This window comes from Streptomyces sp. NPDC001093 (genome assembly GCF_040298985.1).
In the GTDB taxonomy this organism is placed as follows: Bacteria; Actinomycetota; Actinomycetes; order Streptomycetales; family Streptomycetaceae; genus Streptomyces.
Genome location: NZ_JBEPBF010000114.1, coordinates 1 through 24,024 on the forward strand (window position 1 = coordinate 1; position 24,024 = coordinate 24,024).

The 24,024-nt window shown below is 71.1% G+C and carries 18 protein-coding genes; 1 reads left to right on the top strand and 17 read right to left on the bottom strand.

Translation table 11 applies throughout. The features are described from left to right. Positions 1-60 precede the first annotated feature (60 nt). The 12 genes from ABT288_RS37890 to betA form a co-directional block, all read right to left on the bottom strand. On the bottom strand, positions 61-663 hold the full coding sequence (locus ABT288_RS37890) for a sarcosine oxidase subunit gamma (RefSeq protein WP_351618003.1): 603 nt from the start codon (positions 661-663) through the stop codon (positions 61-63). Continuing rightward, positions 656-3,928, bottom strand: coding sequence for a sarcosine oxidase subunit delta family protein (locus ABT288_RS37895; protein WP_351618006.1), 3,273 nt, complete (start codon positions 3,926-3,928; stop codon positions 656-658). Before ABT288_RS37895 ends, ABT288_RS37890 begins: the two co-directional genes overlap by 8 nt. Positions 3,929-3,949: 21 nt before the next feature. Next, entirely contained in the window at positions 3,950-5,182 is a 1,233-nt protein-coding gene (locus ABT288_RS37900) for a sarcosine oxidase subunit beta family protein (RefSeq protein WP_351618009.1), read from the bottom strand. Continuing rightward, the gene (gene glyA, locus ABT288_RS37905; protein WP_351618012.1) at positions 5,179-6,462 is read right to left on the bottom strand and encodes a serine hydroxymethyltransferase; all 1,284 of its coding nucleotides are present in this window, start codon (positions 6,460-6,462) and stop codon (positions 5,179-5,181) included. Before glyA ends, ABT288_RS37900 begins: the two co-directional genes overlap by 4 nt. Further along, positions 6,459-7,319, bottom strand: coding sequence for a bifunctional methylenetetrahydrofolate dehydrogenase/methenyltetrahydrofolate cyclohydrolase (locus tag ABT288_RS37910; RefSeq protein WP_351618015.1), 861 nt, complete (start codon positions 7,317-7,319; stop codon positions 6,459-6,461). The genes glyA and ABT288_RS37910 overlap by 4 nt, the downstream gene beginning before the upstream one ends. A gap of 22 nt (positions 7,320-7,341) precedes the next feature. Then, positions 7,342-9,780 carry a GcvT family protein gene (locus ABT288_RS37915; protein WP_351618018.1) on the bottom strand — a complete coding sequence of 813 codons (2,439 nt, stop codon included), beginning with the start codon at positions 9,778-9,780 and terminating at the stop codon, positions 7,342-7,344. A gap of 207 nt (positions 9,781-9,987) precedes the next feature. Further along, complete coding sequence (locus ABT288_RS37920) at positions 9,988-10,953, bottom strand: ABC transporter substrate-binding protein (RefSeq protein ID WP_351618021.1); 966 nt, start codon at positions 10,951-10,953, stop codon at positions 9,988-9,990. 13 nt (positions 10,954-10,966) lie between these two features. Continuing rightward, positions 10,967-12,943: an ABC transporter permease gene (locus ABT288_RS37925; protein WP_351618024.1), complete on the bottom strand. Its 1,977-nt coding sequence runs from the start codon at positions 12,941-12,943 to the stop codon at positions 10,967-10,969. Further along, entirely contained in the window at positions 12,943-14,046 is a 1,104-nt protein-coding gene (locus tag ABT288_RS37930; RefSeq protein WP_351618027.1) for a quaternary amine ABC transporter ATP-binding protein, read from the bottom strand. The genes ABT288_RS37925 and ABT288_RS37930 overlap by 1 nt, the downstream gene beginning before the upstream one ends. Positions 14,047-14,065: 19 nt before the next feature. Further along, positions 14,066-15,535: an aldehyde dehydrogenase family protein gene (locus ABT288_RS37935; RefSeq protein WP_351618030.1), complete on the bottom strand. Its 1,470-nt coding sequence runs from the start codon at positions 15,533-15,535 to the stop codon at positions 14,066-14,068. Between the two features lie 109 nt (positions 15,536-15,644). Further along, complete coding sequence (locus tag ABT288_RS37940) at positions 15,645-16,481, bottom strand: methylenetetrahydrofolate reductase (RefSeq protein WP_351618033.1); 837 nt, start codon at positions 16,479-16,481, stop codon at positions 15,645-15,647. A gap of 3 nt (positions 16,482-16,484) precedes the next feature. Further along, complete coding sequence (gene betA, locus ABT288_RS37945) at positions 16,485-18,155, bottom strand: choline dehydrogenase (protein ID WP_351618036.1); 1,671 nt, start codon at positions 18,153-18,155, stop codon at positions 16,485-16,487. Between the two features lie 150 nt (positions 18,156-18,305). Here betA and ABT288_RS37950 point away from each other — a divergent pair, with 150 nt between their 5' ends. Beyond that, the gene (locus ABT288_RS37950) at positions 18,306-19,103 is read left to right on the top strand and encodes an IclR family transcriptional regulator (protein ID WP_351618039.1); all 798 of its coding nucleotides are present in this window, start codon (positions 18,306-18,308) and stop codon (positions 19,101-19,103) included. A 63-nt stretch (positions 19,104-19,166) separates the two neighbouring features. Here the strand turns inward: ABT288_RS37950 and ABT288_RS37955 are convergent, their stop codons facing one another. From ABT288_RS37955 to ABT288_RS37975, 5 genes are all read right to left on the bottom strand, one after another. After that, complete coding sequence (locus ABT288_RS37955; RefSeq protein WP_351618042.1) at positions 19,167-20,300, bottom strand: aromatic ring-hydroxylating oxygenase subunit alpha; 1,134 nt, start codon at positions 20,298-20,300, stop codon at positions 19,167-19,169. Positions 20,301-20,429: 129 nt separating this feature from the next. Then, entirely contained in the window at positions 20,430-21,593 is a 1,164-nt protein-coding gene (locus ABT288_RS37960; RefSeq protein ID WP_351618045.1) for an NAD(P)/FAD-dependent oxidoreductase, read from the bottom strand. Beyond that, on the bottom strand, positions 21,590-21,952 hold the full coding sequence (locus ABT288_RS37965) for a bifunctional 3-phenylpropionate/cinnamic acid dioxygenase ferredoxin subunit (protein WP_351618047.1): 363 nt from the start codon (positions 21,950-21,952) through the stop codon (positions 21,590-21,592). Before ABT288_RS37965 ends, ABT288_RS37960 begins: the two co-directional genes overlap by 4 nt. A gap of 255 nt (positions 21,953-22,207) precedes the next feature. Continuing rightward, complete coding sequence (locus tag ABT288_RS37970) at positions 22,208-22,840, bottom strand: MBL fold metallo-hydrolase (protein WP_351618050.1); 633 nt, start codon at positions 22,838-22,840, stop codon at positions 22,208-22,210. Then, entirely contained in the window at positions 22,840-23,925 is a 1,086-nt protein-coding gene (locus tag ABT288_RS37975) for an S-(hydroxymethyl)mycothiol dehydrogenase (RefSeq protein ID WP_351618053.1), read from the bottom strand. The genes ABT288_RS37970 and ABT288_RS37975 overlap by 1 nt, the downstream gene beginning before the upstream one ends. Between the last annotated feature and the right edge of the window lie 99 nt (positions 23,926-24,024).

Sequence of the window (24,024 nt, forward strand, 5' to 3'; positions counted from 1 at the left end):
GGGCCGACCGTTCGCGTCGGCCCGGCACCGCCGGTCAGCTCTGCCGCCCTGCCGGGCCGCTCACCGGTATTCGACGGCCGCGTCCAGCAGCCAGTCCGCCAGGTAGCCGGCGAAGGAGGAGCGCACCAGCACCCAGAAGCCGGCCCGGGGTTCGTCGCGGGCCACCAGGACGACCTGGGTGCGGGCCAGTGTGGTCTGGGCGCAGCGGCCGGGGCCGAAGGCGCGCGGGTGCAGGTCCAGCGCGCAGCCGTGGGCCAGCAGGTCGCGGGCGCGGGGTCCGCCGACCAGGAGGGTGGTGCGCTGTGCGGAGACGTCGGTGACGGAGACGGGTTCGTCACCGGCAGCCGCACGGATCCGGCTCTCCAGGTCCCGCTCGGTGCCGCGCAGGCCCACCACGAGCCATTCGTCGGGGCCGAGCCACACCGCGGTCAGGTGCCCCGCGTGCACGACGGTGTTGGGCTGCAGGGGCAGTGGGAGTCCCAGGGCCAGTCCGACGGCGTCCGCCGCCGGACCCTTGGCGTCGAGGCGGACGTTCACCTGGGCCAGGAAGGGGAGTTCGGCCAGCCGGATCGCGCCCCGGGAGGAGCGCGTCGCGGCGGCCAGGCGGTGGGCGGCGTCGGCCAGGGGGCTGCGCTGCCGTGCGGTCAGGGCGGTGTCAGCCATCGCGGCGGGCTCCCTCGGGGTCGTAGAGGACGGGGGCGGCGACGGTCACCGGGACCAGGTGGTCGCCGACGGGTGCGTAGAGGCGGTCGCCGATGCGGTCCCGGCCGCCCTTGACCAGGGCGAGCGCGAAGGTCCGGCCGAGCGCCGCGCTGCGGTAGCTGGAGGTGACATGGCCGAGCATCGGCACCGGCGGGGCGGGCAGTTCGCTGTCGGCGACCAGGTGCGTGCCTTCCGGGAGGAAGGCGGCCGGGTCCTCGGGGAGGAGCCCGACGAGGTGCTTGCGGTCGGGGCGGACGGTGTCGGCGCGGGCGTAGGAGCGTTTGCCGACGAAGTCGGGCTTCTTCTTCGACACCGCCCAGCCCATGCCGAGGTCCTGCGGGGTGACCGTGCCGTCGGTGTCCTGGCCGACGATCGGGTAGCCCTTCTCGGCCCGCAGGACGTGCATGGTCTCGGTGCCGTACGGGGTGATGCCGTACGGCGCACCGGCCTCGTACAGCGCCTCCCACAGGGCGAGGGCGTCCCACGGTGACACGTTGATCTCGTAGGCGAGTTCGCCGGAGAAGCTGATCCGGCACACGCGCGCGTCGATGCCGGCGACGGCCGTCTCCCGCCACGCCATGAAGGGGAAGTCCTCATTTCTCACGGCCAGTTGGGGCGCGACGGCGCCGAGCACCGCACGCGAGCGAGGGCCGACCAGGGCCACCGTGGCCCACTGCTCGGTGACCGAGGTGCAGCGGACCCGCAGTTCGGGCCACTCGGTCTGCAGCCACTCCTCCATCCAGTCCAGGACGGCCGCCGCGTTGCCGGTCGTGGTGGTGACCAGGAAGCGGTCCTGGGCGAGCCGGATGACCGTGCCGTCGTCGAAGACCATCCCGTCCAGGCGGCACATCACGCCGTAGCGGATCATGCCGACCTTCAGGGTGCCCATCATGTTGGTGTAGAGCCGGTCGAGGAAGAGTGCCGCGTCCGGGCCCTGTACGTCGATCTTGCCCAGCGTGGAGGCGTCCATGAAGGCCACGCCCTCGCGGGCGGCGCGGCACTCGCGCAGCACGGCGGTCTCCATGTCCTCGCCGTCCTGCGGGTAGTACCAGGGCCGCTTCCACTGGCCGACGTTCTCGAACAGCGCGCCGTGCGTCACATGCCACTGGTGCAGGGCCGTCGTGCGGACCGGGTCGCTCAGCGCGCCGCGGTCGCGCCCGGCGAGGGCGGCGAAGGAGACCGGGGTGTACGGCGGCCGGAAGGTGGGCAGGCCGAGCGCCGAGATGTCCACGCCGAGGAGTTCGGCGACGACCCCGCTCGCCAGCACGCCGGCCGTCCTGCCCTGGTCGCCCCCGGTGCCGGCGGTGGTGTAGCGCTTGGTGTGCTCCACCGAGCGCAGGCCCGCGCCGGTGGCCCGCGCCAGGTCGTCCACCGTGACGTCGCGCTGGAGGTCGACGAAACGGGGGGCGCCGGTGTCGGTGGGGACGGTGAAGACCTGCATGGGCGGGGTGTGCGGCTGGGCGGCCGTGGCCGGGAGGGCGGGCGCCCCGGCCGGGTAGCCCTCCGCCTCGACGGCTCGGGCGCCGGCCGCCGCGCCTTGTGCGAGGACCGTGGCGAGGTCGAAGGCGCCGTTCGCGCTGCCCGCGACCTCCACCGCCTGACGGCCGGTGCCGGGCACGAACGCGCCGAGCGCGTCGTCGTGGCGGAGCTTGCCGCCCGACTGGCTGAACAGGTGCGCGACCGGGTTCCAGCCGCCGGAGACCAGGAGCAGGTCGACGGCGAACTCCCGCTGTCCGGGGGACTGCCGGTCTCGGGCGGTCTCCCCGTACGGGGCCGCCGTCACGGCGGTGAGCCGGTCCGCGCCCTCCGTGCCGGTGACCGCGTGCCCGGCGAGCACCTCGATCCCGGCGGACCGGGCCCGCTCGGCCCACTCCCCCGGCTCGGGCCGGGTGTCGACGATCGCGGCGATGTCCGCGCCCGCCGCCGCCAGGTCGAGCGCGGCGGCGTAGGCGCTGTCGTTGGTGGTGAACACGACCGCGTGCCGGCCCGGCAGCACGGCGTACCGGTGGAGGTACGTCCGGGCCGAGGACGCCAGCATCACGCCGGGCCGGTCGTTGTCACCGAACGCCAGCGAACGCTCGTGGGCGCCGGTGGCGAGGACCACGCGCCGGGCGCGGATCCGCCAGACACGCTCGCGGGAGACGTTCGCCGGGGCATCCGCACCGAGGTGGTGGGTGCGGCGTTCGACGGCGAGGAGGTGGTTGTCGTCGTAGTGGCCGAAGACGGTGGTGCGGCGCAGGACGCGCACCTCGGGGGCCGCTTCGAGGCGTGCGCGCATCGCCTCGACCCAGTCGAGGTGCTCGCCGGTGCCGAGCAGGCTGCCGCCGGGCTCCGGCTGGTCGTCGGCGAGGATGACGCGTGCACCGGAGTGCGCTGCCGCCGCCGCTGCGGCCAGGCCGGCCGGGCCCGCGCCGACGACCAGCAGGTCGCAGTGGGCGTGTACGGCGTCGTAGCGGGCGGGGTCGGGCTCGGTGGCGAGCCGGCCCTGGCCGGGGAGGCTGCTCGCGACCAGGCCCTCGTACAGCTCGACGGTCGTGGCGGGGAGCATCGGCTCGGGGAAGGGTGCCTCGATCTGCACGACCGCGTTGGGTTCCTCCACGCCGGCCGAGAAGATGCCTCGGGGTCGGCCCAGTCTGATGCTGGTGGCGGCCTGGATGACGCCGTTGGCGAGGAGGGCGGAGGCGAGGGTGTCGCCCCGGTAGCCCTGGTATTCGGTGCCGTCGAACGTGAAGGTGAGGGGGGTGCCGCGGTCGATTCGGCCGCCGGTGGGGGTGCGGAAGGGATGGTCGCCCCCGCCGCCCCTACCCGTCCCATCCTCCAGGGGCTCTGCCCCTTCGACCCCGCCAGGGGGCTCCGCCCCCTGGACCCCCGTCGGCCCTGAACGGGCCTCGTCCTCAAACTCCCCCAGAGGGGGTACCCCCAGACAGGCTGGTTGCTCCGGACGGGGCTCCAGCGTCTCCGGGCGCGTCTCCCCCACCCGGTACACCGCCAGGATCTCGTTCGTCGCCGTGTCCCGCACCGCGTTGAACCACCGGCGGCAGCCCGCCGCATGGCTCCACCGCTCGGCGAACGGGCCCTTGGGATTGTCGCGGAAGAACAGATAGCGCGCCCACTCCTCGTCGGTGAGGGCGGCGGGGTCCTCGGGGTAGGGGACGTGGGCCTGGCCACCGTAGTGGAACTCTGCCTCGTCACGGGGCCCGCACCACGGGCAGGGGATGAGCAGCATGGTTCGGCTCCTCTCGTGGTCCTAGTGGGCCACCGCGGCGGCGCCGTGCTCGTCGACGAGCGCGCCGGTGGTGAAACGGTCGAGCGAGAAGGGGGCGTTCAGTGCGTGCGGGGTGTCCTGGGCGATGGTGTGGGCGTAGACCCAGCCGACACCCGGGGTGGCCTTGAAACCGCCCGTCCCCCAGCCGCAGTTGAGGTAGAGGTTGTCGACCGGGGTGAGGCCGACGATGGGCGAGGCGTCGGGGCTGACGTCGACGATGCCGCCCCAGGTACGCAGCACGTGGGCGCGGGCGAACACCGGGAACAGCTCCAGGGCGGCCGACATCTGCTCTTCGATGATGTGGAAGGCGCCGCGCTGGGTGTAGGAGTTGTACGCGTCGATGCCGGCGCCCATCACCAGTTCGCCCTTGTGCGCCTGGCTGACGTACACGTGGACGGCGTTGGACATCACCACGGTCGGGTGCACCGGCTCGAGCAGTTCGGAGACGAGTGCCTGCAACGGGTGGCTCTGCAGAGGGAGTTCGATGCCCGCCATGGCGGCGAGGACCGAGGTGTGGCCGGCCGAGCACAGGGCCACCTTGCCCGCGGCGATCGGACCGAGCGTGGTCTGCACGCCGACCACCCGGCCGCCGACCACGTCCAGGCCGGTGACCTCGCAGTTCTGGATGATGTCGATGCCGGCTGCGTCCGCGGAGCGGGCGAAGCCCCAGGCCACGTAGTCGTGCTTGGCGATGCCGGCGCGCGGCTGGTAGGTCCCGCCGAGGACCGGGTAGCGCACCTCGGGTGAGGTGTTGACGATCGGACAGACCTCTTTGACCTGCTCGGCGTCCAGCCACTCGGCGTCCACGCCGTTCAGGCGGTTCGCCTCGACGCGGCGGACGCTGTCGCGGACGTCCTGGAGACTGTGGGCGAGGTTCAGGACGCCGCGCTGGGAGAAGAGGATCGGGTAGTCGAGCTCCTCCTCCAGCCCCTCCCACAGCTTCAACGCGTGCTCATAGATGCCCGCGCTCTCGTCCCACAGGTAGTTGGAGCGGATGATCGTGGTGTTGCGGGCCATGTTGCCGCCCGCGAGCCAGCCCTTCTCCAGCACCGCGACGTTGGTGATGCCGTGGTTCTTCGCCAGGTAGTGGGCGGTGGCCAGGCCGTGTCCGCCGCCGCCCACGATCACGACGTCGTACGACCGCTTGGGCTCGGGGGTGCGCCAGAGCCAGTCCGGGTGGTCGGGCAGGTCGGCGCCGGGGGTGCGGGGGCTCATCGGGCGTCTCCGTCGTGCGAGAGGTGCGGGTAGAGCGGGTGCCTGGCGGCCAGCGCCTCGGTGCGGGCGCGCAGTGCGGGCACGTCGGGCTCGGGCTGGAGGGCGAGCGCGATCACGTCGGCGACCTCGGTGAAGTCCGCCTCGGTGAAGCCCCGGGTGGCCAGGGCGGGGGTGCCGATGCGCAGGCCGGAGGTGACCATGGGCGGGCGCGGGTCGAAGGGGACGGCGTTGCGGTTGACGGTGATGCCGATCTCGTGCAGCAGGTCCTCGGCCCGCTTTCCGTCGAGTTCGGAGTCGCGCAGGTCGACGAGGACGAGGTGGACGTCGGTGCCGCCCGTCAGCACCTTCACTCCGGCGGCGGCCGCGTCGGGCCGGGTGAGGCGTTCGGCGAGGATGCGGGAGCCGGCCAGGGTGCGGGCCTGGCGTTCGGCGAACTCGGGCGAGGCCGCGACCTTGAAGGAGACCGCCTTGGCCGCGATGACGTGCTCCAGCGGGCCGCCCTGCATGCCCGGGAAGACCGCCGAGTTGATCTTCTTGGCGAGGTCGGCGTCGTTGGTGAGGATGACTCCGCCGCGGGGACCGCCGAGCGTCTTGTGCGTGGTGGTGGTGACCACGTGCGCGTGCGGGACGGGGCTGGGGTGCAGTCCGGCGGCGACCAGGCCCGCGAAGTGCGCCATGTCGACCATGAGGAGGGCACCGACCTCGTCGGCGATACGGCGGAAGGCCGCGAAGTCCAGCTGCCTGGGATATGCCGACCAGCCCGCGATGATCATCTTGGGGCGGTGCTCCTTGGCGAGCCGCTCCACCTCGTCCATGTCCACGAGGTGGTCCGTCCCGGAGACGTGGTAGGGCACGGCGTCGAGCATCTTGCCGCTGTAGTTGATGCGCATGCCGTGGGTGAGGTGGCCGCCGTGCGCGAGGTCGAGGCCGAGAATCGTGTCGCCGGGCCGGAGGAGGGCGAAGAACACGGCGGTGTTCGCCTGGGCGCCCGAGTGCGGCTGGACGTTGGCGTAGGCGGCTCCGAAGAGGGACTTGACCCGCTCGATGGCCAGGCGCTCGGTGACGTCGACGTGTTCGCAGCCGCCGTAGTAGCGGCGGCCGGGATAGCCCTCGGCGTACTTGTTGGTCGCGACCGAGCCCTGTGCCTCCATCACGGCGGTGGGCGCGAAGTTCTCGGAGGCGATCATCTCCAGGGTGGACTGCTGGCGGAGGAGCTCGGCGCGGAGGGCTTCGTGGACCTCGGGGTCCAGCTCCGCCAGGGGCGTGTTCAGGGCGTTCATACGGCGGTCGCGTTCCTCTCGGCGGCCTCGACGACGTTGGCGAGCAGCATGGCTCGGGTCATGGGTCCCACTCCCCCGGGCATCGGCGCGAGCCATCCGGCGACCTCTGCGGCCTCCGGGTGGACGTCGCCGACGAGCCCGTGCCCGGTGCGGGTGATGCCGACGTCCAGGACGGCCGCGCCGGGGCGCAGCATGTCCTTGGTGATGAGTCCGGGCGAGCCGGCCGCCGCGACGACGATGTCCGCCTCGCGTACGTGCCAGGCCAGGCCCTTGGTTCCGGTGTGGCAGAGGGTGACGGTGGCGTTCTCGGAGCGGCGGGTGAGCAGCAGTCCGATCGGCCGTCCTACGGTGATGCCCCGGCCGACCACGCACACGCGCGCTCCGGCCAGCGGGACGTCGTACCGCCGCAGCAGTTCCACGATGCCGCGCGGGGTGCAGGGCAACGGGGCGTCGACGCCGAGGACGAGCCGGCCGAGGTTGACCGGGTGCAGGCCGTCGGCGTCCTTGGCCGGGTCCATGCGGGCGAGGACGGCGTTGGTGTCCAGGTGGCGCGGGAGCGGGAGCTGGACGATGTAGCCGGTGCAGGCGGGGTCGGCGTTCAGTTCGTCGATGACGTCCTCGACCTGCCGCTGGGTGGCGTCGGCGGGCAGCTCGCGGCGCAGGGAGGCGATCCCGGCCTGCGCGCAGTCGCGGTGCTTGCCGGCGACGTAGGCCTGGCTGCCGGGGTCGTCGCCGACGAGCACGGTGCCCAGGCCCGGCTGCCGTCCGGTGGTCGCGGTCAACTTGGCTACGCGCTCGGCGAGTTCATGGCGGACGGCGGCGGCGGTGGCCTTGCCGTCGAGGAGGTGTGCGGTCACCGGCGGAGCTCCTTCCCGAGGGCTAGCCACGGAGGCGGGACATGGTCGGGTCGAACAACGGCTCCTCGGCGACGACGGCCTGCACGCGCTGGTCGAAGTAGCCGATGTGCACCGTCGTACCGGGCTCGGCCAGTTCCGCCGGGAGCCAGGCGTAGGCGATGCCCTTGCCGATCGTGTAGCCGTACGCGGCACTGGTGACATAGCCGACGGCACGGTCACCGTCGTACACCGGCTCCTTGCCCATGACGACCGCCCGCGGGTCGTCGATGGTGAGGCAGCTCAGCCTGCGCCGCACGTTGGTCCTGCGCCGCTCCAGCGCTTCCCTGCCGATGAAGTCGCCCTTGTCGAGCTTGACGGCGAAGCCGACGCCGGCCTCGTAGGGGTCGTGTTCGTAGGTCATGTCGGTGCCGAAGGAGCGGTAGCCCTTCTCCAGCCGGAGGCTGTTGAAGGCGCCGCGGCCGGCGATGATCCCGCCCAGCGGCTCGGCCGCGGCCCACAGGGTGTCCCACAGCTTCAGGCCCTGGTCGGCGGTGGTGTACAGCTCCCAGCCGAGCTCGCCGACGTACGACAGTCGCATCGCGGTGACCGGGACGCTGCCGATGTGGGCGTGCTGGGCGCGGAAGTACTTCAGGCCCCCGTTGGAGAAGTCCGCGTCGGTGAGGGGCTGCAGCACCTCGCGGGCGAGCGGGCCCCACAGGCCGATGCAGCAGGTGCCGGCGGTGATGTCGCGGACCTGGACCGTGCCGTCGGCGGGCAGGTGGCGGGTGAACCAGTCGAGGTCCAGGTTGCCGTTGGCGCCGACCTGGAAGCGGTCGCGGGCGAGGCGGGCCACGGTGATGTCGCTGCGGATGCCGCCGTCGTGGTCCAGGAGCAGCGTGTACGTCACCGAGCCGACGGACTTGGCGACCTTGCCGGTGACCAGGCCCTCCAGGAAGCCGGCGGCTCCGGGGCCGCTGACCTCCAGGCGCTTGAGGGCCGTCATGTCGTACATCGCGACGGTCTCCCGGGTGACCTGGGCCTCGGCGCCGACGACGGGCGACCAGTAGCGGGCGGCCCAGTCGTTGGGGGTGGGGATGGCGCGGCCTTCGGCCAGGCCCGCGTTGGCCTCGTACCACTGGGGCCGTTCCCAGCCGTTCGCCTCGAGGAAGAACGCGCCGTGTTCCTGCTGCCGGGCGTAGAAGGGGCTGGTGCGGATCGGGCGCGGCTTCCCGGACGGCTGGAGGGGGTGGAGGATGTCGTAGACCTCGACGAAGTTCTGGCAGTCGCGGGCCAGGACGTACTCCGGGGACAGCTGGTGCGGCTCGAAGCGGTTGACGTCGCACTCGTGCAGGTCGAAGGAGGAGCAGTGGCCGTCGACCAGCCATTCGGCGACGGCCCGGCCGACGCCCGCGGAGTGGGTGACCCAGACCGCCTCGGCGACCCAGAAGCCCTTGACGTCCGGGGACTCGCCGAGCAGCGGGTAGCCGTCGGTGGTGAAGGAGAACAGGCCGTTGATGCCCTCCTCGACCTTGGCCTCGCGGGTCGCGGGCAGCAGGGACTGCGTCTCGGTCCAGGCGTCCTCGAAGTCCTCCTCGGTGAACTTCAGGACCGAGGGCATCTGCTCGGCCTCGTCCACGGAGAGGATGTCGTCGGCGGAGACCGGCATGGGGCGGTGGCCGTAGTAGCCGATGCCGAGGCCGTCGAAGCGGTCGCGGTAGTAGAGGTCGGCGTCCTGGTGGCGCAGGATCGGGCGGACCGCCTCCTCGGTCTGGCCGGCGAGCGCGGGGACCGGGCCGGTCCAGGCGAGCTGGTGGGCGAGCGGGGTGAGCGGCAGGTTCATGCCGACCATGCGGGCGATCTTCGGCCCCCAGATGCCGGCGCAGCACACGACGATGTCGGCTTCGATCTCGCCCTGGTCGGTCACCACGCCGGTGACGCGGCCCTCGCTCTGCCGGACGTCGAGGACCTCGTGCCGGGCGAGGAAGCGCACGCCGCGCTCGGTGGCCCGGCGGATCTGGGCCTCGACGGCGAGGACGGCCTTGGCGAGGCCGTCGGTGGGGACCAGGAGGCCGCCCAGGATCTTGTCGCGGTCGACCAGCGGGTGCTTGTCCACGCACTCGTCCGGGGTCAGCAGGCGCGCCTCGATGCCCCAGGCGGTGATCCAGCCGTGGCGGCGGTGGAGTTCGGCGAGGCGCTCGGGGCTGGTCGCCACCTCGAGGCCGCCGACCTGGAGGAAGCAGGGCCTGCCGTCCACCTCGAGGGAGCAGAACTTCTCGACCGTGTACCGGGCCAGCTCCGTCATGGTCTTCGAGGGGTTGGTCTGGAAGACCAGGCCCGGGGCGTGCGAGCTGGAGCCCCCGGTGGCCGGGAGGGGGCCCTGGTCGACCACGGTCACCTCGGTCCAGCCGCGTGCGGAGATCTCGTCCGCCAGCGCGGCTCCCACGACGCCCGCTCCGATGATGACCACTCGGGGTCCCGCCATCGCCCAACCTCCGAACTTGAGACCGGTTCAGTTGCTTGTTGCGCAACTTGATTCAGGCTGCGCAACTCAATGTGCCTGTCGCCATGGAGGGTGTCAAGGGGTCGGTGACGTCGGGAAACGGCCCGGAACACGGCAATGCCCGGCGGGCGGTGCGCACGGGTGCACACCGCCCGCCGGGCGTCCTCGGCCGGCGTTCCCGACCCCCTGCTACTTCAGCCAGGCGGCGACCTTGTCGCGGTTGGCGTCGACCCACTTCCTGGCCGCCGCGTCGTCCGACATCTTGTCCACGGCGATGTACTTGGCCACGGTGTTCTGGTCGTCGTTCGTCCAGTTGAACTTCTTCACCAGGTTGTAGGCGGGGCTGCCGGACTTGGCGAACCGCGCACTGACGATCTTGTCCAGGTCGTAGACGGGATAGTCACAGGCGACCTTCGCCGCGTCGGCGTCGCAGCCCTTGGTGTACGTGGGCAGGTTGACCTTCACGAGCGGCACTTCCGACATGAACCACTGCGGTTCGTAGAAGTAGCCGATCATCCATTGCTTGTTCTTCTCGGCGGTGCGGAACGCCTGGATGAGCGCCGTCTCGCTGCCCGCGTACACCACCTTGAAGTTCAGCTTGAGGTTCTTCACCAGGGCGGCGTCGTTGGTGACGTACGACGGGTCGCCGTCGAGCAACTGGCCCTTGCCGCCCGACTCGGAGGTCTTGAATTTGTCGGCGTACTTGTTGAGGTTCTTCCAGTCGGTGATGTCCGGATGGGCCTTGGCCAGCCACGGCGGCACGAACCAGCCGATGACGCCCTTGTTGCCCGTGGACCCCGCTTCGACGGCGGTCTTCTGCCCGGCGATGTACTTCGTCTTCAGATCGTCGTGGCCCCAGTTCTCCAGGACGGCGTCGACCTCACCGGTCCCGAAGCCCTGCCAGGCGATCTCCTCCTTCAGATCCTTCTTCTGGACCGTACAGCCGAGGTCGTGCTGCGCCACGTACGCGACGACCGCCGCGTCCGCCTCGTAGCCGACCCACGGGTTGACGGCCAGGTTGAAGGTGCCGCACTTGCCGCCCGAGGACTTCGCGCCCGCGGAGGTGCTGTCGCCGACCTTCGCGCCCGAGCAGGCCGTGAGGGTGAGGCCGAGGACGGCCAGGCCGGCCGCGCCGGCTCGCCAGTGTCTTGCCATGGTGTCGTGCTCCTTATGCCCTGGTGCGTCGCGCCGCAGCCTGTGTGATCCGGTCGAACATGACTCCCAGCAGTACGATGGCGAGCCCCGCCGCCAGCCCCTTGCCGTACAGCTGTCCCTGCGAGAATCCGGCCACGACGTCGTAGCCGAGGGCGCCTGCCCCTACCAGGCCGCCCACCACAACCATCGACAGCACATAGATCAGACCCTGGTTGGTCGCGAGGGTCAGGGCACTGCGCGCCATCGGCAGTTGGACCTTGGTGATGATCTGCCAGGTGTTGCACCCGGCGGAGGTGGCCGCCTCCACGGTGGACGCGGACACGTTCCGGACCCCGTCCGCGATGATCTTGATCGCGACGGGTGCCGCGTAGACGACGGCCGCTACGATCGCGGTGAACCGGGTGGCCCCGAAGAGGGCCAGGAACGGCACGAGATACACGAACGGCGGCATGACCTGTGCGGCGTCCAGGGTGGGCCGCACGATCCGGTCCACGAATTGGCTTCGTCCCATCCACACGCCGAAGACGACGCCGAGCAGCATCACCAGCACGGTGGCCACGGCGGTGGAGGCGAGGGTCGTCATGCCGTCCGACCACACGCCCGTGCCGACCAGCAGCCCGACGCACACGCCGGCCGTCACCGCGGCACGCCAGCCCCCGAGCACCGCGCCGAGCCCGACCAGGATGACGCCGACGAGCCACCACGGGGAGTCCGTGAGCAGCGTCTGGAACGGGTTCAGCAGACCGTTGGTGATCACGTCACGGACGCCGTTGGTCAGTCCGGAGAGGTGGTCCTGAAGCCAGGTGGTCGTCGTGTCGGCGGCGCTCGCGATGTGGCTGCCGGTACTGCCGTTGCCGGGGAACTCGGCCGCCCAGACGTAGGTGTGGGACAGATAGACGAGGACGGCGGCGCCGATCCCGCCCGCCACCAGCAGCGGGCGGCGCCACTGCGTCAGCCGGCCACCGCTGCGGCGGGCCGCGTCGGCGCGTCCGGCCGCCGCGGTGGTGACCCGGTCGAGCACGATGGCCATGACGACGATGGCGAGTCCGGCGTTGAAGGCCGTGCCGACGTCGAGCGACTGCAGGGCCTGTACGACGGTCTTGCCGAGGCCGGGCGCGTCGATCAGGGCGGCGATGGTCACCATGGCCAGGGCGGCCATGATGGTCTGGTTGACGCCCATGACCACCGTGCGCTTGGACATCGGCAGCAGCACCTTCAGCAGTTGCTGTGTCCGTGTGGTGCCGAGCGAGTCGGCCGCCTCGACGGTGGTCTCGGGCACGGAGCGGATGGCGTGCGCGGTGATGCGGATGGCGGGCGGTGCCGCGTAGATCACCGTGGTGATCACGGCGGAGGCCCCGCCGATGAGGAAGATCAGGGTCAGCGGGGCGAGGTAGACGAAGGTCGGCATCGTCTGCATGAAGTCCAGGAAGGGCGTCATGATCCGGTTGAACCGGTCGGAGAGACCGGCCCACACGCCCAGCGGGATGCCGATGAGCAGCGCCACCAGAACCGCCGACAGGGTCAGCGCGAGGGTGTCCATGCTCTCCTGCCACAGGCCCTGCAGCCCGAAGAAGGTGAAGCCCGCGACCGCCAGCAGCGCGACCCGCCAGTTGCCCACGGCCCAGGAGACATAGCCGGTCAGTCCGACGACGCCGAGCCAGCCGATCTGCGGGACCGGGCGGGTGCCGGCGGGCTGGGAGATCAGGGACTGGACGAAGGTCACCAGGTTGTCGATGACCAGCCGGATCTCGTTGAAGAAGTACAGGAAGAGCGGGTTGGAGTTGCGGTTGGCCCCGATGCTGTCGTTGAGGTCGTTCAGCCGGCGGTGCAGGCCGGTGAGGTCGGCCGCCGCGAGGGTGAGCGTCTGCCGGCCGCGCAGCACGGCGAAGAGCACCAGCCAGGCGAGCAGGATCGCCGCCACCACCATGGGGCGGCTGACCTTCTTGCGCAGCGTCGCAACCGGCGCGGTCGCGTCGGCGACGACGGCCATCACGCGCCGCCTTCCTGACCGGCTGCCTGTCCCGCGACGACGGAGAGGATCTCCTCGTCGCCGACGATGCCGAGCAGCTTGCCGTTCTCCACGACCTTGACCGGCTTCTCGGCGGCCAGGACGGCCCGGGTGGCCTCGCGCACCACGACGTCCGGTCCCAACTCGGGCCCGTCGAGGGCGTCGTCGGGTTCGGCGGGGCGCATGATCCAGCGCAGGGTGAGGACGTCGCCGCGCGGCACGTCCTTCACGAAGTCCCGTACGTAGTCGTCCGCCGGGGCGCCGACGAGCTCGTCGCCGGTGCCGCACTGCACCATCTTGCCGTCGCGCATGATCAGGATGCGGTCGCCCAGCTTCAGGGCCTCGGAGAGGTCGTGGGTGATGAACACCATGGTCTTGCCGACCTCGTGGTGCAGGCGGATGACCTCGCTCTGCATGTCGCGGCGGATCAGCGGGTCGAGCGCGGAGAAGGGCTCGTCGAAGAAGAGGACGTCGGGGTCGCCGGCGAGGGCGCGGGCCAGGCCGACGCGCTGCTGCATACCGCCGGAGAGCTGGTCGGGGTAGGAGTTCTCGTATCCGGCCAGGCCCACCAGTTCGACGGTCTCCAGGGCCTTCCTGGTGCGCTCGGCCCTGCCCATGCCGCGTATCTCCAGGCCGAACGCCACGTTGTCGACGACCTTGCGGTGCGGCAGCAGACCGAAGTGCTGGAAGACCATGGAGAACTTGCTGCGGCGCAGTTCGCGCAGCCGCCGGGCGTCGGCGCCCCGGATGTCCTCGCCCTCGAAGACGATCTCTCCGGCGGTGGGTTCGATCAGCCGGGTCAGGCAGCGCACCAGAGTGGACTTGCCGGAGCCGGACAGGCCCATGACGACGAAGACCTCGCCCGGCGAGACCTCGAAGTCGATATCCCGTACGGCGGCGGTGCAGCCGGTGCGGTCCATGAGCTCGCGGCGGGTGAGACCGCACAACTCCTCGGAGCCCGGCACCTCGTCGGCCTTCGGCCCGAACACCTTCCACAGCCGGCGCACGGAGATGACCGGGGTGCGGTCCTTGGGATCCTGGGACGTGTCGCGCCGCTGCGACACCTCGGTCTGTGCTGGGGTCATGATCGACCTCTTTCGGCGTTCAGCCGCGGAACCAGTGCTGCGGCCGGGGTTGGATGTTCTGCCAGACGTGCTTGGGCTCTCGGTACTCGTCCAGGCCGGTCGGTCCCAGCTCGCGGCCCACGCCCGAGTGCCCGAAACCACCCCATTCCGCCTGCGGCACATAGGGGTGGTAGTCGTTGATCCACACGGTGCCGTGGCGCAGCCTGCGGGCCACGCGCTGGGCCTTGCCCGCGTCCTGCGTCCAGACGGCGCCGGCGAGGCCGTACTCCGTGTCGTTGGCGATGCGGACGGCGTCGTCCTCGTCGTGGAAGCGCTCGACGGTGAGCACGGGCCCGAAGGACTCCTCGTGCACCACGCGCATGTCCTGCCGGCACTCGTCCAGGACGGTGGGCGGGTAGTAGAAGCCGTCCGCCAGCGCGGGGTCGTCGGGACGTGCGCCGCCGCAGCGCAGTACGGCGCCCTCGGCGAGCCCCGCGGCGACGTACGCCTCGACCTTCTCGCGGTGCTGTGCGGAGATCAGCGGACCGGTCTCGGCGTCGGGGTCGAAGGGTCCGCCGAGGCGGATGAGCCGGGCACGGCGCACGACCTCGTCGACGAAGGCGTCGTGGATCGAGTCCTCCACGATGAGGCGGGCGCCGGCCGAGCAGACCTGCCCGGAGTGCAGGAAGACGGCGGTCAGCGCGAAGTCGACGGCGGTGGCGAAGTCGGCGTCGGCGAAGACCACGTTCGGGTTCTTGCCGCCGAGTTCCAGCGCGACCTTCTTCACCGTCGCCGCGGCCGTGGCCATGATGTGCCGCCCGGTCTGCAGGCCTCCGGTGAACGACACCATGTCGACGGCCGGGTGCTCGGCGAGGGGCGCGCCCGCCTCGGCTCCGGCGCCCAGCACCAGGTTGGCGGCACCGGCCGGGAGACCCGCCTCCTCGAGCGCCCGCATCAGCAGGATGGAGGTGGAGGGGGTGAGCTCGCTGGGCTTGAGGACGACGGTGTTGCCCGCGAGAAGCGCGGGGGCGACCTTCCAACTGGCCTGCAGGAGCGGGTAGTTCCAGGGGGTGATCAGTCCGCACACGCCGACGGGCTCGTAGGTGACCCGGCTGAGGGCGTCCTCGCGGCCGGTGTCGACCACCCGTCCCGCGCTGGTGCCGGCGATGCCGCCGTAGTAGCGGAAGCAGGAGACGACGTCGGCGATGTCGTACTCGCTCTCCGCCAGGCGCTTGCCGGTGTCGAGGGATTCGGCGCGGGCCAGCTCCTTGGCGTCGCGCTCGAGGATGCCGGCGGTGCGCAGCAGCAGGGCGCCGCGCTCCCGCTCGGGGGTGCGGGGCCAGGGGCCCTCGTCGAAGGCGCGCCGGGCGGCGCCGATCGCCGCCTCGGTGTCGGGGCGGGTCGCCTCCGAGACCGTGGCGACCGGCGTACCGTCCGCGGGACAGCGGATCTCCCGGTGGCCGCCGGCCACCGCAGCGCGCCATTCTCCGTCCACGTACAGATCTGCCACGGTCGCGCCCTTCGAAGGAGCTCGTTGCGTAATGTGAACTGCATTGCTTGTGGTGGAACACCCTGGCCGACTGGGCCGACACCCGTCAAGGGGTCGGGGTATGCCGATTTCAGGCGGCCAGGCGGTTCAGCAGGGCCCGGCGCCAGCGCTCCGTCTCGGCGATCTGGTTGAAGGTGAAGAGGTGAAGGCCGACGACCGCTGCCGCGGGCCCGGAGAACGTCTGCGCGCCGCGGCCGAGCAGCCGCTCGGGGGCGTATCCGCCGGGTGCCGCGAACCGCAGGAACCAGGAGGGGTGCCGGGTGAGGAAGCGGGTCGACTCCCCCACCCCGATCTTCGTCGCCATGGCCAGCAGCTTCGCCCGCTGGACGGGCCCGGCGACGCCCACGTACACGGGCAGGGTGATGGCGCGGCGCCGGATCCGGGTGATCCAGTCACCGAGCACGCGCGGGTCGAAGCACAGGTTGCTGACGATGTACGTGGCGTGCGTCCGCTTGTCCCACATCGACTGGATGGTGATGTCGTCGTGGATGAGCGGATGACTCTCCGGATAGCCGGTGATACCCAGGTCGGCGAAGGGCCTGCCCAGGTCGCTCAGCGCGCGCAGCACCGGCAGCGCTCCGTCGTACGGCCCGGCCGGCACCTCGGCGTCGCCCGCCGGCACGAAGACGTCGTCGACCCGCGCCGCACGCAGCCGCTCGGCCACGTCCTTCAGGTGCGCGTCGTCGCGCAGCAGCCGTGCGGGCACATGCGGGACGACGCGGTATCCCTGTGCCGCGAGCCGCTCGGTCAGGCCGAGCGTGGGCTCCAGCCCCTTCACCGGCGACGCCGTGACCGTGACCACGACGTCGCGGGGCACATGGGCGAGGACCTTCTCCTCCGTCGCCCTCGCCGGGAGCACCTCGTAGCGGACGCGGCCGAGCAGCGCCCGCAGGGCCTCGGCGCCCATGGTCTACCCGGCCTGCTTCTGGCCGTCGCGGTGCCGGTAGTACGCGGCCTTGGAGGGCTCCAGCGGCTCGTTGCCGAGGATGAGGTCGGCCGCCTTCTCGGCGATCATCATCACCGGCGCGTAGATGTTGCCGTTGGTGACGTACGGCATCACCGAGGCGTCCACCACGCGCAGTCCGGCGAGGCCGTGCACCCGCATGGTCTGCGGGTCGACGACGGACATCTCGTCGGTGCCCATCTTGCAGGTGCAGGACGGGTGCAGGGCGGTCTCGCCCTCCTTGGCGACCCAGGCGAGGATCTCCTCGTCGGTCTCGACCGAGGGGCCGGGCGAGATCTCGCCGGCGTTGTAGGGGGCGAGGGCGGGCTGGCCGAGGATCCTGCGGGCGACACGGATCGCCTCGACCCACTCCCGGCGGTCCTGCTCGGTGGACAGGTAGTTGAAGCGCAGCGCGGGCTTGTCCCGCGGGTCCCTGCTCTTGATCTTCACCGAGCCGATGGCGTCCGAGTACATGGGTCCGACGTGCACCTGGTACCCGTGGCCGCCGGCCGGCGAGGAGCCGTCGTAGCGGACGGCGACCGGCAGGAAGTGGAACATCAGGTTGGGGTAGTCCACGTCCTCGTTGCTGCGGGCGAAGCCGCCCGCCTCGAAGTGGTTGGTGGCCGCGGGGCCCTTGCGGAACAGCCACTGCAGCCCGATGAGGGGAGCGCGCCACTTCGCCATGTACGGCTGCATGGAGACGGGCTGCTTGCAGGCGTACTGGACGTACACCTCCAGGTGGTCCTGCATGTTCTCGCCGACGCCCGGCAGGTCGTGGACGACGTCGATGCCGAGGGCGGACAGTTCGCCGGCGTTGCCGACACCGGAGAGCTGCAGCAGCTGCGGGGAGTTGATCGCGCCGCCGCACAGGATGACCTCGCCGGCGCGGACCTGCTGGGGAGCGCCCCTGCCGCGCCGGTACTCCACGCCGACGGCCCGCTTGCCCTCGAAGAGCACCCGGGTGACGAGGGCACGCGTCCTCACCGTGAGGTTCGGCCGCTTCATCGCGGGCTTGAGGTAGGCCTTGGAGGCCGACAGCCGGCGCCCGCGGTGGACATTGCGGTCGAACTTGGCGAAGCCCTCCTGCCGGTAGCCGTTGACGTCGTCCGTCGGCGCGTAGCCCGCCTCCTGGGTGGCCTCGAGGAAAGCCGTGAACAGCGGGTTGGTCGCGGGGCCGCGTTCGAGGACGAGGGGGCCGTCATGACCGCGGAACTCGTCGTCCGGGTCGGCCGCCAGACAGTTCTCCATCCGGCGGAAGTACGGCAGGCAGTGGGCGTAGTCCCAGGTCTCCATGCCGGGATCGGCCGCCCAGCGCTCGTAGTCCATGGGGTTGCCGCGCTGGAAGATCATGCCGTTGATGCTGCTGGAGCCACCGAGCACCTTGCCGCGGGCGTGGTAGATGCGGCGGCCGCCCATGTGGGGCTCGGGCTCCGACTCGTACTTCCAGTCGTAGAAGCGGCTGCCGATGGGGTAGGTCAGCGCCGCGGGCATGTGGATGAAGACGTCCCAGGGATAGTCGGAGCGGCCGGCCTCCAGGACCAGCACCCGGTTGCCGGGGTCGGCCGAGAGCCGGTTCGCCAGTGCGCTGCCGGCCGATCCACCGCCGACGATGACGAAGTCGTACTGCAGGGGAGCCATGGTGCCTCGTCTCGCTCGCGCCGTTGATGTGCGGGCATGCTAGTACGGGTATCGCTATACGCACTAGGTTGCGAAACACGCAACTTGTAAGAACTTTGTTCACAGTGCGTTGCTTGCAGCAAAGTTGTTTACTGCGCGTATAGTTTCGCTATGAGCAACTACAGTCCGGATACCGAAACGAACGGGCCACCGTCCGGCGGAGTGCAGTCCGTCGACCGCGCCATCAGCGTCCTGGAGATCCTGGCCCAGCGCGGCGAGGCGGGCGTGAGCGAGGTGGCCGCCGAGATCGATGTGCACAAGTCGACGGCGTTCCGTCTGCTCGGCGCTCTGGAGGCGCGCGGCCTCGTGGAGCAGTCGGGCGAGCGCGGCAAGTACTCGCTCGGCTTCGGCATCGTACGCCTGGCGGGCGCCGTCACGGGACGCATCGACATCACCCAGCAGGGCCGGCCGGTGTGCGAGCGCCTGGCGGAGGAGATCGGCGAGACGGTCAACATCGCCGTGATGCAGGAGCACTACGCGATCAACCTCTACCAGGTGCGCGGCACGGCCGCCGTCACCGCACACAACTGGGTCGGCCAGCTGACCCCGCTGCACGCCACCTCCAGCGGCAAGATCATGCTGGCCCACCTGCCCGCCAGGGAACGCGGCGCGCTGCTGACGGAGACCGGCCTGAAGAAGCTGACCCCGCACACGATCTCCTCGAAGGCGAAGCTGGAGAGGAACCTGGCCGAGGCCCGGGAGCGCGGTTACGCCTGGACGCTGGAGGAGCTGGAGATCGGGCTGCACGCCATGGCCGCCCCGATCCGCGACCGGGAGGGCCAGGTCATCGCGTCGATCAGCGCCTCCGGGCCCTCCTACCGGTTCACCGAGGAGCGCATGCACGAGCTGGCTCCGGTACTGGTCAAGGGCGCGGAGGAGATCAGCCACCGCATGGGCTACCTGGGCTGAGCGCACACGGTACGACCGCCGTACGGCCCGCGCTCGCCCCCCGCGCGGGCCACGGGCACCCCGTCATTCCGGGTTGTGCGTGCCGAGGCGCTCGTTCACCCAGTCGTGGAAGGCGCCGATGTGGTGCTCACTGGGCACGAGCACACCGCCCTTGGCGTACAGCCGTGAGCCCATCCCCGGCTGGGTGCGTTCGCAGGCGTCGAAGTCCTGGCGGTTGACCCGGTCGAAGAGCTCCACGGACCGGCTGACGTCCTTGCCGCTCGCCACGACATGCGGCAGGTACAGCCAGTCGCACTCGACGATCGTGCGGTCGACGGCCACCGGGTACATCCGGTGGAAGATCACGTGGTCGGGCACGAGGTTGATGAACACCTGCGGCTTGACCGTGATCGCGTAGTACCGGCGGTCCTGGTCCTCGGACACCCCGGGAATGCGGTCCAGCCCCTCGGAGCCGTCCACGGTGAAGCCCCGGATGTCCGCACCGAACTCGGCGCCGTGCCCGACGTAGTACTGGGCGGCGTAGCCGTCGGCGAACTCCGGGAGGACCTCGGTGAGTTCGGGGTGGATGGTGGCGCAGTGGTAGCACTCCATGAAGTTCTCGATGATGAGCTTCCAGTTCGCCTTGACGTCGTAGACGATCCGCCTGCCCACCGAGAGGTTCGCGACGTCGTAGCGCTCGATCGACTCGGTGTCGCCCAGCCGCTCGACCACCGCCCCCATCACGTCCTCCTCGAAGGAGGGCGGGTTCTCCGCCAGGCAGATCCAGACATAGCCGAGCCATTCGCGGACGGCGACGCCGACCAGGCCGTACTCGGTGCGGCCGACGTCGGGCATCTTGGTCAGGTTGGGCGCCGCGACGAGCTTGCCGTTCAGGTCGTAGGTCCAGGCGTGGTACGGGCACTGGAAGGCCCGCTTGACCTCGCCCGTCTCCTCGGTGCAGAGCTTGGCCCCGCGGTGCCGGCAGACGTTGAAGTAGGCGCGGATGGAGTTGTCCCGTGCCCGGGTGACGAGGATGCTCTCGCGGCCCACGTCCACGGTGCGGAAGGCGCCGGGCCTGGCCAGGTCGGACGAGCGCGCGACGCAGAACCACATCGCCTCGAAGATGCGCTCCTGTTCCTGGGCGAAGATGCCGGGATCCGTGTAGGCGGAGCCGGGGAGGGTGGCGATCAGGCTGTCCGGCAGGCTGGTCGAGGTCACGGTGCACTCCTCGGGAAACGTCGTGGATCGATAGGTCACGCGCCGGGAAGAGCCACTTCGGGCGGCGTTGTGTATGGAGCAACACTGCGTTTCATGTGCAACGCAGAATGTGTTGCCGCAGGGGTGGTGTCAAGACGTGGCGGAGGCGAACTGCTTGCGCCGCCGGGTGAACAGCCGCGGCTGGTTCATGCCGAGGACGGCGACCGGGCGGTCGGCCCTGCGGTAGACGGCCAGAAAACTGCGGTCGTCGGTCGAGCCCTCCTCGACCGTCACGCTGTCGGCCCCGGCGGCATGGCCGACGAACTGGATCTTCACGCCGTACTGATCGGACCAGAAGTACGGCGGCCGGGGCACACCCGGCTCCGTCGCACCGTGGGCGAGAAGCGCGGCGACGGCGGCGTCCGGCCGTTCCAGCGCGCCGGTCCAGTGCTCGACCCTGCGGTGGGCCCCGGTGTGCGGGTCGTACCAGTTGGCGCAGTCGCCCACGGCGACCACCCCGGCCACACTCGTGCGGCCGTCGGCGCCGCACTTCACGCCGTTGTCGAGTGCGACACCGGAGCCCTCCAGCCACTCGACACAGGGGCGCGCCCCCACGCCGATGACCACGGTGTCCGCGGGGATGCTGCGACCGTCCTCCAGGAGCACCGCGTCGACCCGGCGCTCCCCGCTCAGCCCCTTGACCCCCACCCCGCACAGCAGCCGCACGCCGTGATCCGCGTGGAGGGCGGAGACGATCCGGCCCATGGCCTCGCCGAGCGGTCCGGCCAGCGGCGTTTGCGCCGCCTCGACCACGGTCACGTCGAGACCGAGGGCATACGCCGTGGAGGCGACCTCGGCGCCGACGAACCCGCCGCCGATCACCACCAGCCGTCCGCCCCGGGCCAGGTCGTCCCGAAGGGCGCGGGCGTCGTCGAGCGTGCGCAGCACATGGACGCCGGCGAGGCCCTCGGTGCCGGGCAGGGTGCGGGCGGCGGCGCCGGTCGCGATGACCACGCCGTCGGCGCGTATCTCCCGGCCGTCGGCGAGCCGGACCGCACGCTCGGTGCGGTCGAGCCCGGTGGCGCGGGCGCCGAGCACCCACTCCGCCCGGAGTTCCTCGTCGTCCCGCTCCAGTGCCAGTTCCGCTTCGCCGATGGCACCGGCAAGGAACTCCTTCGACAACGGCGGCCTGTCGTACGGGCGGTGGAGCTCGGCGCCGACGACGACCAGCCGGCCGTCGTACCCCCGCTTCCGCAGCGAGCGCGCGGCCGACAGACCGGCCAGCGAGGCGCCCACCACGGCGACGGTCCTCACGCCGGGCCTCCGGCCAGGCGGGCGGCGACGCACGGCGGCAGGTTGGGCGCCTGAGTGGACAGCCGCACATAGACCATGCCGTCCTCGACGACGACCTCGTGGGTGCGGACCGGGAGCTTGGCCGGCGGGGCGTCCACGGCTCCGGTCCTCAGGTCGAACTTCGAGGCATGCAGGGGACATTCCACCTCACAGCCCTCCAGCCAGCCGTCGGCGAGCGACGCGTCCTGGTGGGTGCAGGTGTCGTCGATGGCGAAGAGCTCGCCGTCGTCGGTGTGGAAGACCGAGACCGGCGGGTCGATGCCGAGCCGGTGGGCCTCGCCTCGCGGCAGATCCGCGAGACGGCACGCGGGAATCATCATGACACCTCGGTGCGTATAGCGAAACGGATTGCGATTAGCGCAACGTCAGTCTGCTGGCCGCTCTGAAGGCTTGTCAAGGCATCCAGAGGCCGGTTTCCGCGGCGTCCGGCGACCGATGTCCGGGCACGCCGGAGCGACCTCGAAAGCGCAGGTCAGCAGGCGTATCAGGGGCGGTGCGAGGCGCGCCGACGGCCCTGCCGCCGGTGCCGTCCGCATCGGTACGCCACCGGGGCAGGGCCGCCGTTCGCCGGGCGGTCAGAAGCCGCGCTCGATCCACTCCTGAAGATGCGGCGCCTCGGCGCCGACGGTGGTGGTGTCGCCGTGGCCGGTGTGCACGACGGTGTCGTCCGGCAGGGCGAGAAGCCGTTCCCTGATCGACCGGATGATGGTCGGGAAGTCGCTGTACGACCGTCCCGTGGCCCCCGGCCCGCCGGCGAACAGCGTGTCGCCGCTGAACAGCGCGGACAGGTGCGGGGCGTACAGGCAGACGGCCCCCGGGGCATGTCCCGGGGTGTGGAGGACGGTGAGCTCCACTCCGGCGACGGTGAGGCGCTGGCCGTCGGTCAGCTCGCCGTCGGGCGCCCGGTCCGGATGGGTCTGTTTCCACAGCGGCAGGTCGTCGGCGTGCAGCAGGACCGGGGCGCCGGTCCGGGCGGCCAGGTCGGGCGCGGCGTCGATGTGGTCGTTGTGCGCGTGGGTGCACACGATCGCCCGCAGGGTGCGGCCGCCGAGGGCCCGGACGATGGCATCGGCGTCGTGCGCGGCGTCGATCACGACCGCCTCGGTGTCGTCACCCACGATCCACACGTTGTTGTCGACGTCCCAGGTGCCGCCGTCCAGCGAGAAGGTTCCCGAGGTGACGAGACGCTCGATGCGGGCGCCCGCCATCAGAGGACCACCACCGAACGCAGCACGTCCCCGCCGTGCATCCGCTCGAAGGCCTTCTCGACCTCGTCCAGCGCGATGGTCTCGGTGACGAAGGCGTCCAGGTCGAGGCGGCTCTGCAGATAGAGGTCGATGAGCATGGGGAAGTCGCGGGAGGGCAGACAGTCGCCGTACCAGCTGGACTTCAGGGCGCCGCCGCGGCCGAAGACGTCCAGCAGGGGCAGTTCGAGCTTCATCTCGGGGGTGGGGACGCCGACGAGGACGACGGTGCCGGCGAGGTCGCGGGCATAGAAGGCCTGCTGGTACGTCTCCGGGCGTCCGACGGCCTCGATGACGACGTCGGCGCCGAAGCCACCGGTCAGCTCGCGCACCGCGTCGACCGCGTCGGTCTGCCTGGAGTTGACCGTGTGGGTCGCGCCCAGCTTCTTGGCGGTGTCCAGCTTGCGGTCGTCGATGTCCACGGCGATGATCTTCGCCGCGCCGGCCAGCCGCGATCCGACGACCGCCGCGGCGCCCACACCGCCGCACCCGATGACGGCGACGGTGTCCCCGCGGCCCACGTTCCCGGTGTTGATAGCGGCGCCGAGGCCGGCCATCACGCCGCAGCCGAGCAGCCCGGCGGCGGCGGGCGAGGCGGCCCGGTCGACCTTGGTGCACTGGCCGGCCGCGACGAGCGTCTTCTCGGCGAACGCGCCGATGCCCAGCGCCGGCGAAAGCTCCGTACCGTCGGCCAGGGTCATCTTCTGCCTGGCGTTGTGCGTGTTGAAGCAGTACCAGGGCCGCCCGCGCAGACAGGCCCGGCACTGACCGCACACGGCGCGCCAGTTCAGGATCACGAAGTCACCGGGGGCCACGTCGGTGACGCCCTCGCCGACCGCCTCGACCACACCCGCGGCCTCGTGCCCCAGCAGGAACGGGAAGTCGTCGCTGATGCCGCCCTCGCGGTAGTGCAGATCGGTGTGGCAGACCCCGCAGGCCTCGATCTTGACCACCGCCTCGCCCGGGCCGGGGTCGGGCACGACGATCGTCTCCAGACTGACAGGGGCGCCCTTGCTCCGCGCGACGACACCACGGACCTGCTGCGTCATGGCCACTCCTCGGCTCACAGAGGATCGAGATGTTGCCTATTACGGCACACCTCTCACGTTTCGCAACACAGCATCGCGGAGGCCGAAGCAGCGGTCAAG

Excerpts from the sequence above, each read along its gene's own strand:
- ABT288_RS37890 (WP_351618003.1), bottom strand. The coding sequence starts at position 663 with ATGGCTGACACCGCCCTGACCGCACGGCAGCGCAGCCCCCTGGCCGAC.
- ABT288_RS37895 (WP_351618006.1), bottom strand. The coding sequence starts at position 3,928 with ATGCTGCTCATCCCCTGCCCGTGGTGCGGGCCCCGTGACGAGGCAGAG.
- ABT288_RS37900 (WP_351618009.1), bottom strand. The coding sequence starts at position 5,182 with ATGAGCCCCCGCACCCCCGGCGCCGACCTGCCCGACCACCCGGACTGG.
- glyA (WP_351618012.1), bottom strand. The coding sequence starts at position 6,462 with ATGAACGCCCTGAACACGCCCCTGGCGGAGCTGGACCCCGAGGTCCAC.
- ABT288_RS37915 (WP_351618018.1), bottom strand. The coding sequence starts at position 9,780 with ATGGCGGGACCCCGAGTGGTCATCATCGGAGCGGGCGTCGTGGGAGCC.
- ABT288_RS37920 (WP_351618021.1), bottom strand. The coding sequence starts at position 10,953 with ATGGCAAGACACTGGCGAGCCGGCGCGGCCGGCCTGGCCGTCCTCGGC.
- ABT288_RS37925 (WP_351618024.1), bottom strand. The coding sequence starts at position 12,943 with ATGGCCGTCGTCGCCGACGCGACCGCGCCGGTTGCGACGCTGCGCAAG.
- ABT288_RS37930 (WP_351618027.1), bottom strand. The coding sequence starts at position 14,046 with ATGACCCCAGCACAGACCGAGGTGTCGCAGCGGCGCGACACGTCCCAG.
- ABT288_RS37940 (WP_351618033.1), bottom strand. The coding sequence starts at position 16,481 with ATGGGCGCCGAGGCCCTGCGGGCGCTGCTCGGCCGCGTCCGCTACGAG.
- betA (WP_351618036.1), bottom strand. The coding sequence starts at position 18,155 with ATGGCTCCCCTGCAGTACGACTTCGTCATCGTCGGCGGTGGATCGGCC.
- ABT288_RS37950 (WP_351618039.1), top strand. The coding sequence starts at position 18,306 with ATGAGCAACTACAGTCCGGATACCGAAACGAACGGGCCACCGTCCGGC.
- ABT288_RS37965 (WP_351618047.1), bottom strand. The coding sequence starts at position 21,952 with ATGATGATTCCCGCGTGCCGTCTCGCGGATCTGCCGCGAGGCGAGGCC.
- ABT288_RS37970 (WP_351618050.1), bottom strand. The coding sequence starts at position 22,840 with ATGGCGGGCGCCCGCATCGAGCGTCTCGTCACCTCGGGAACCTTCTCG.
- ABT288_RS37975 (WP_351618053.1), bottom strand. The coding sequence starts at position 23,925 with ATGACGCAGCAGGTCCGTGGTGTCGTCGCGCGGAGCAAGGGCGCCCCT.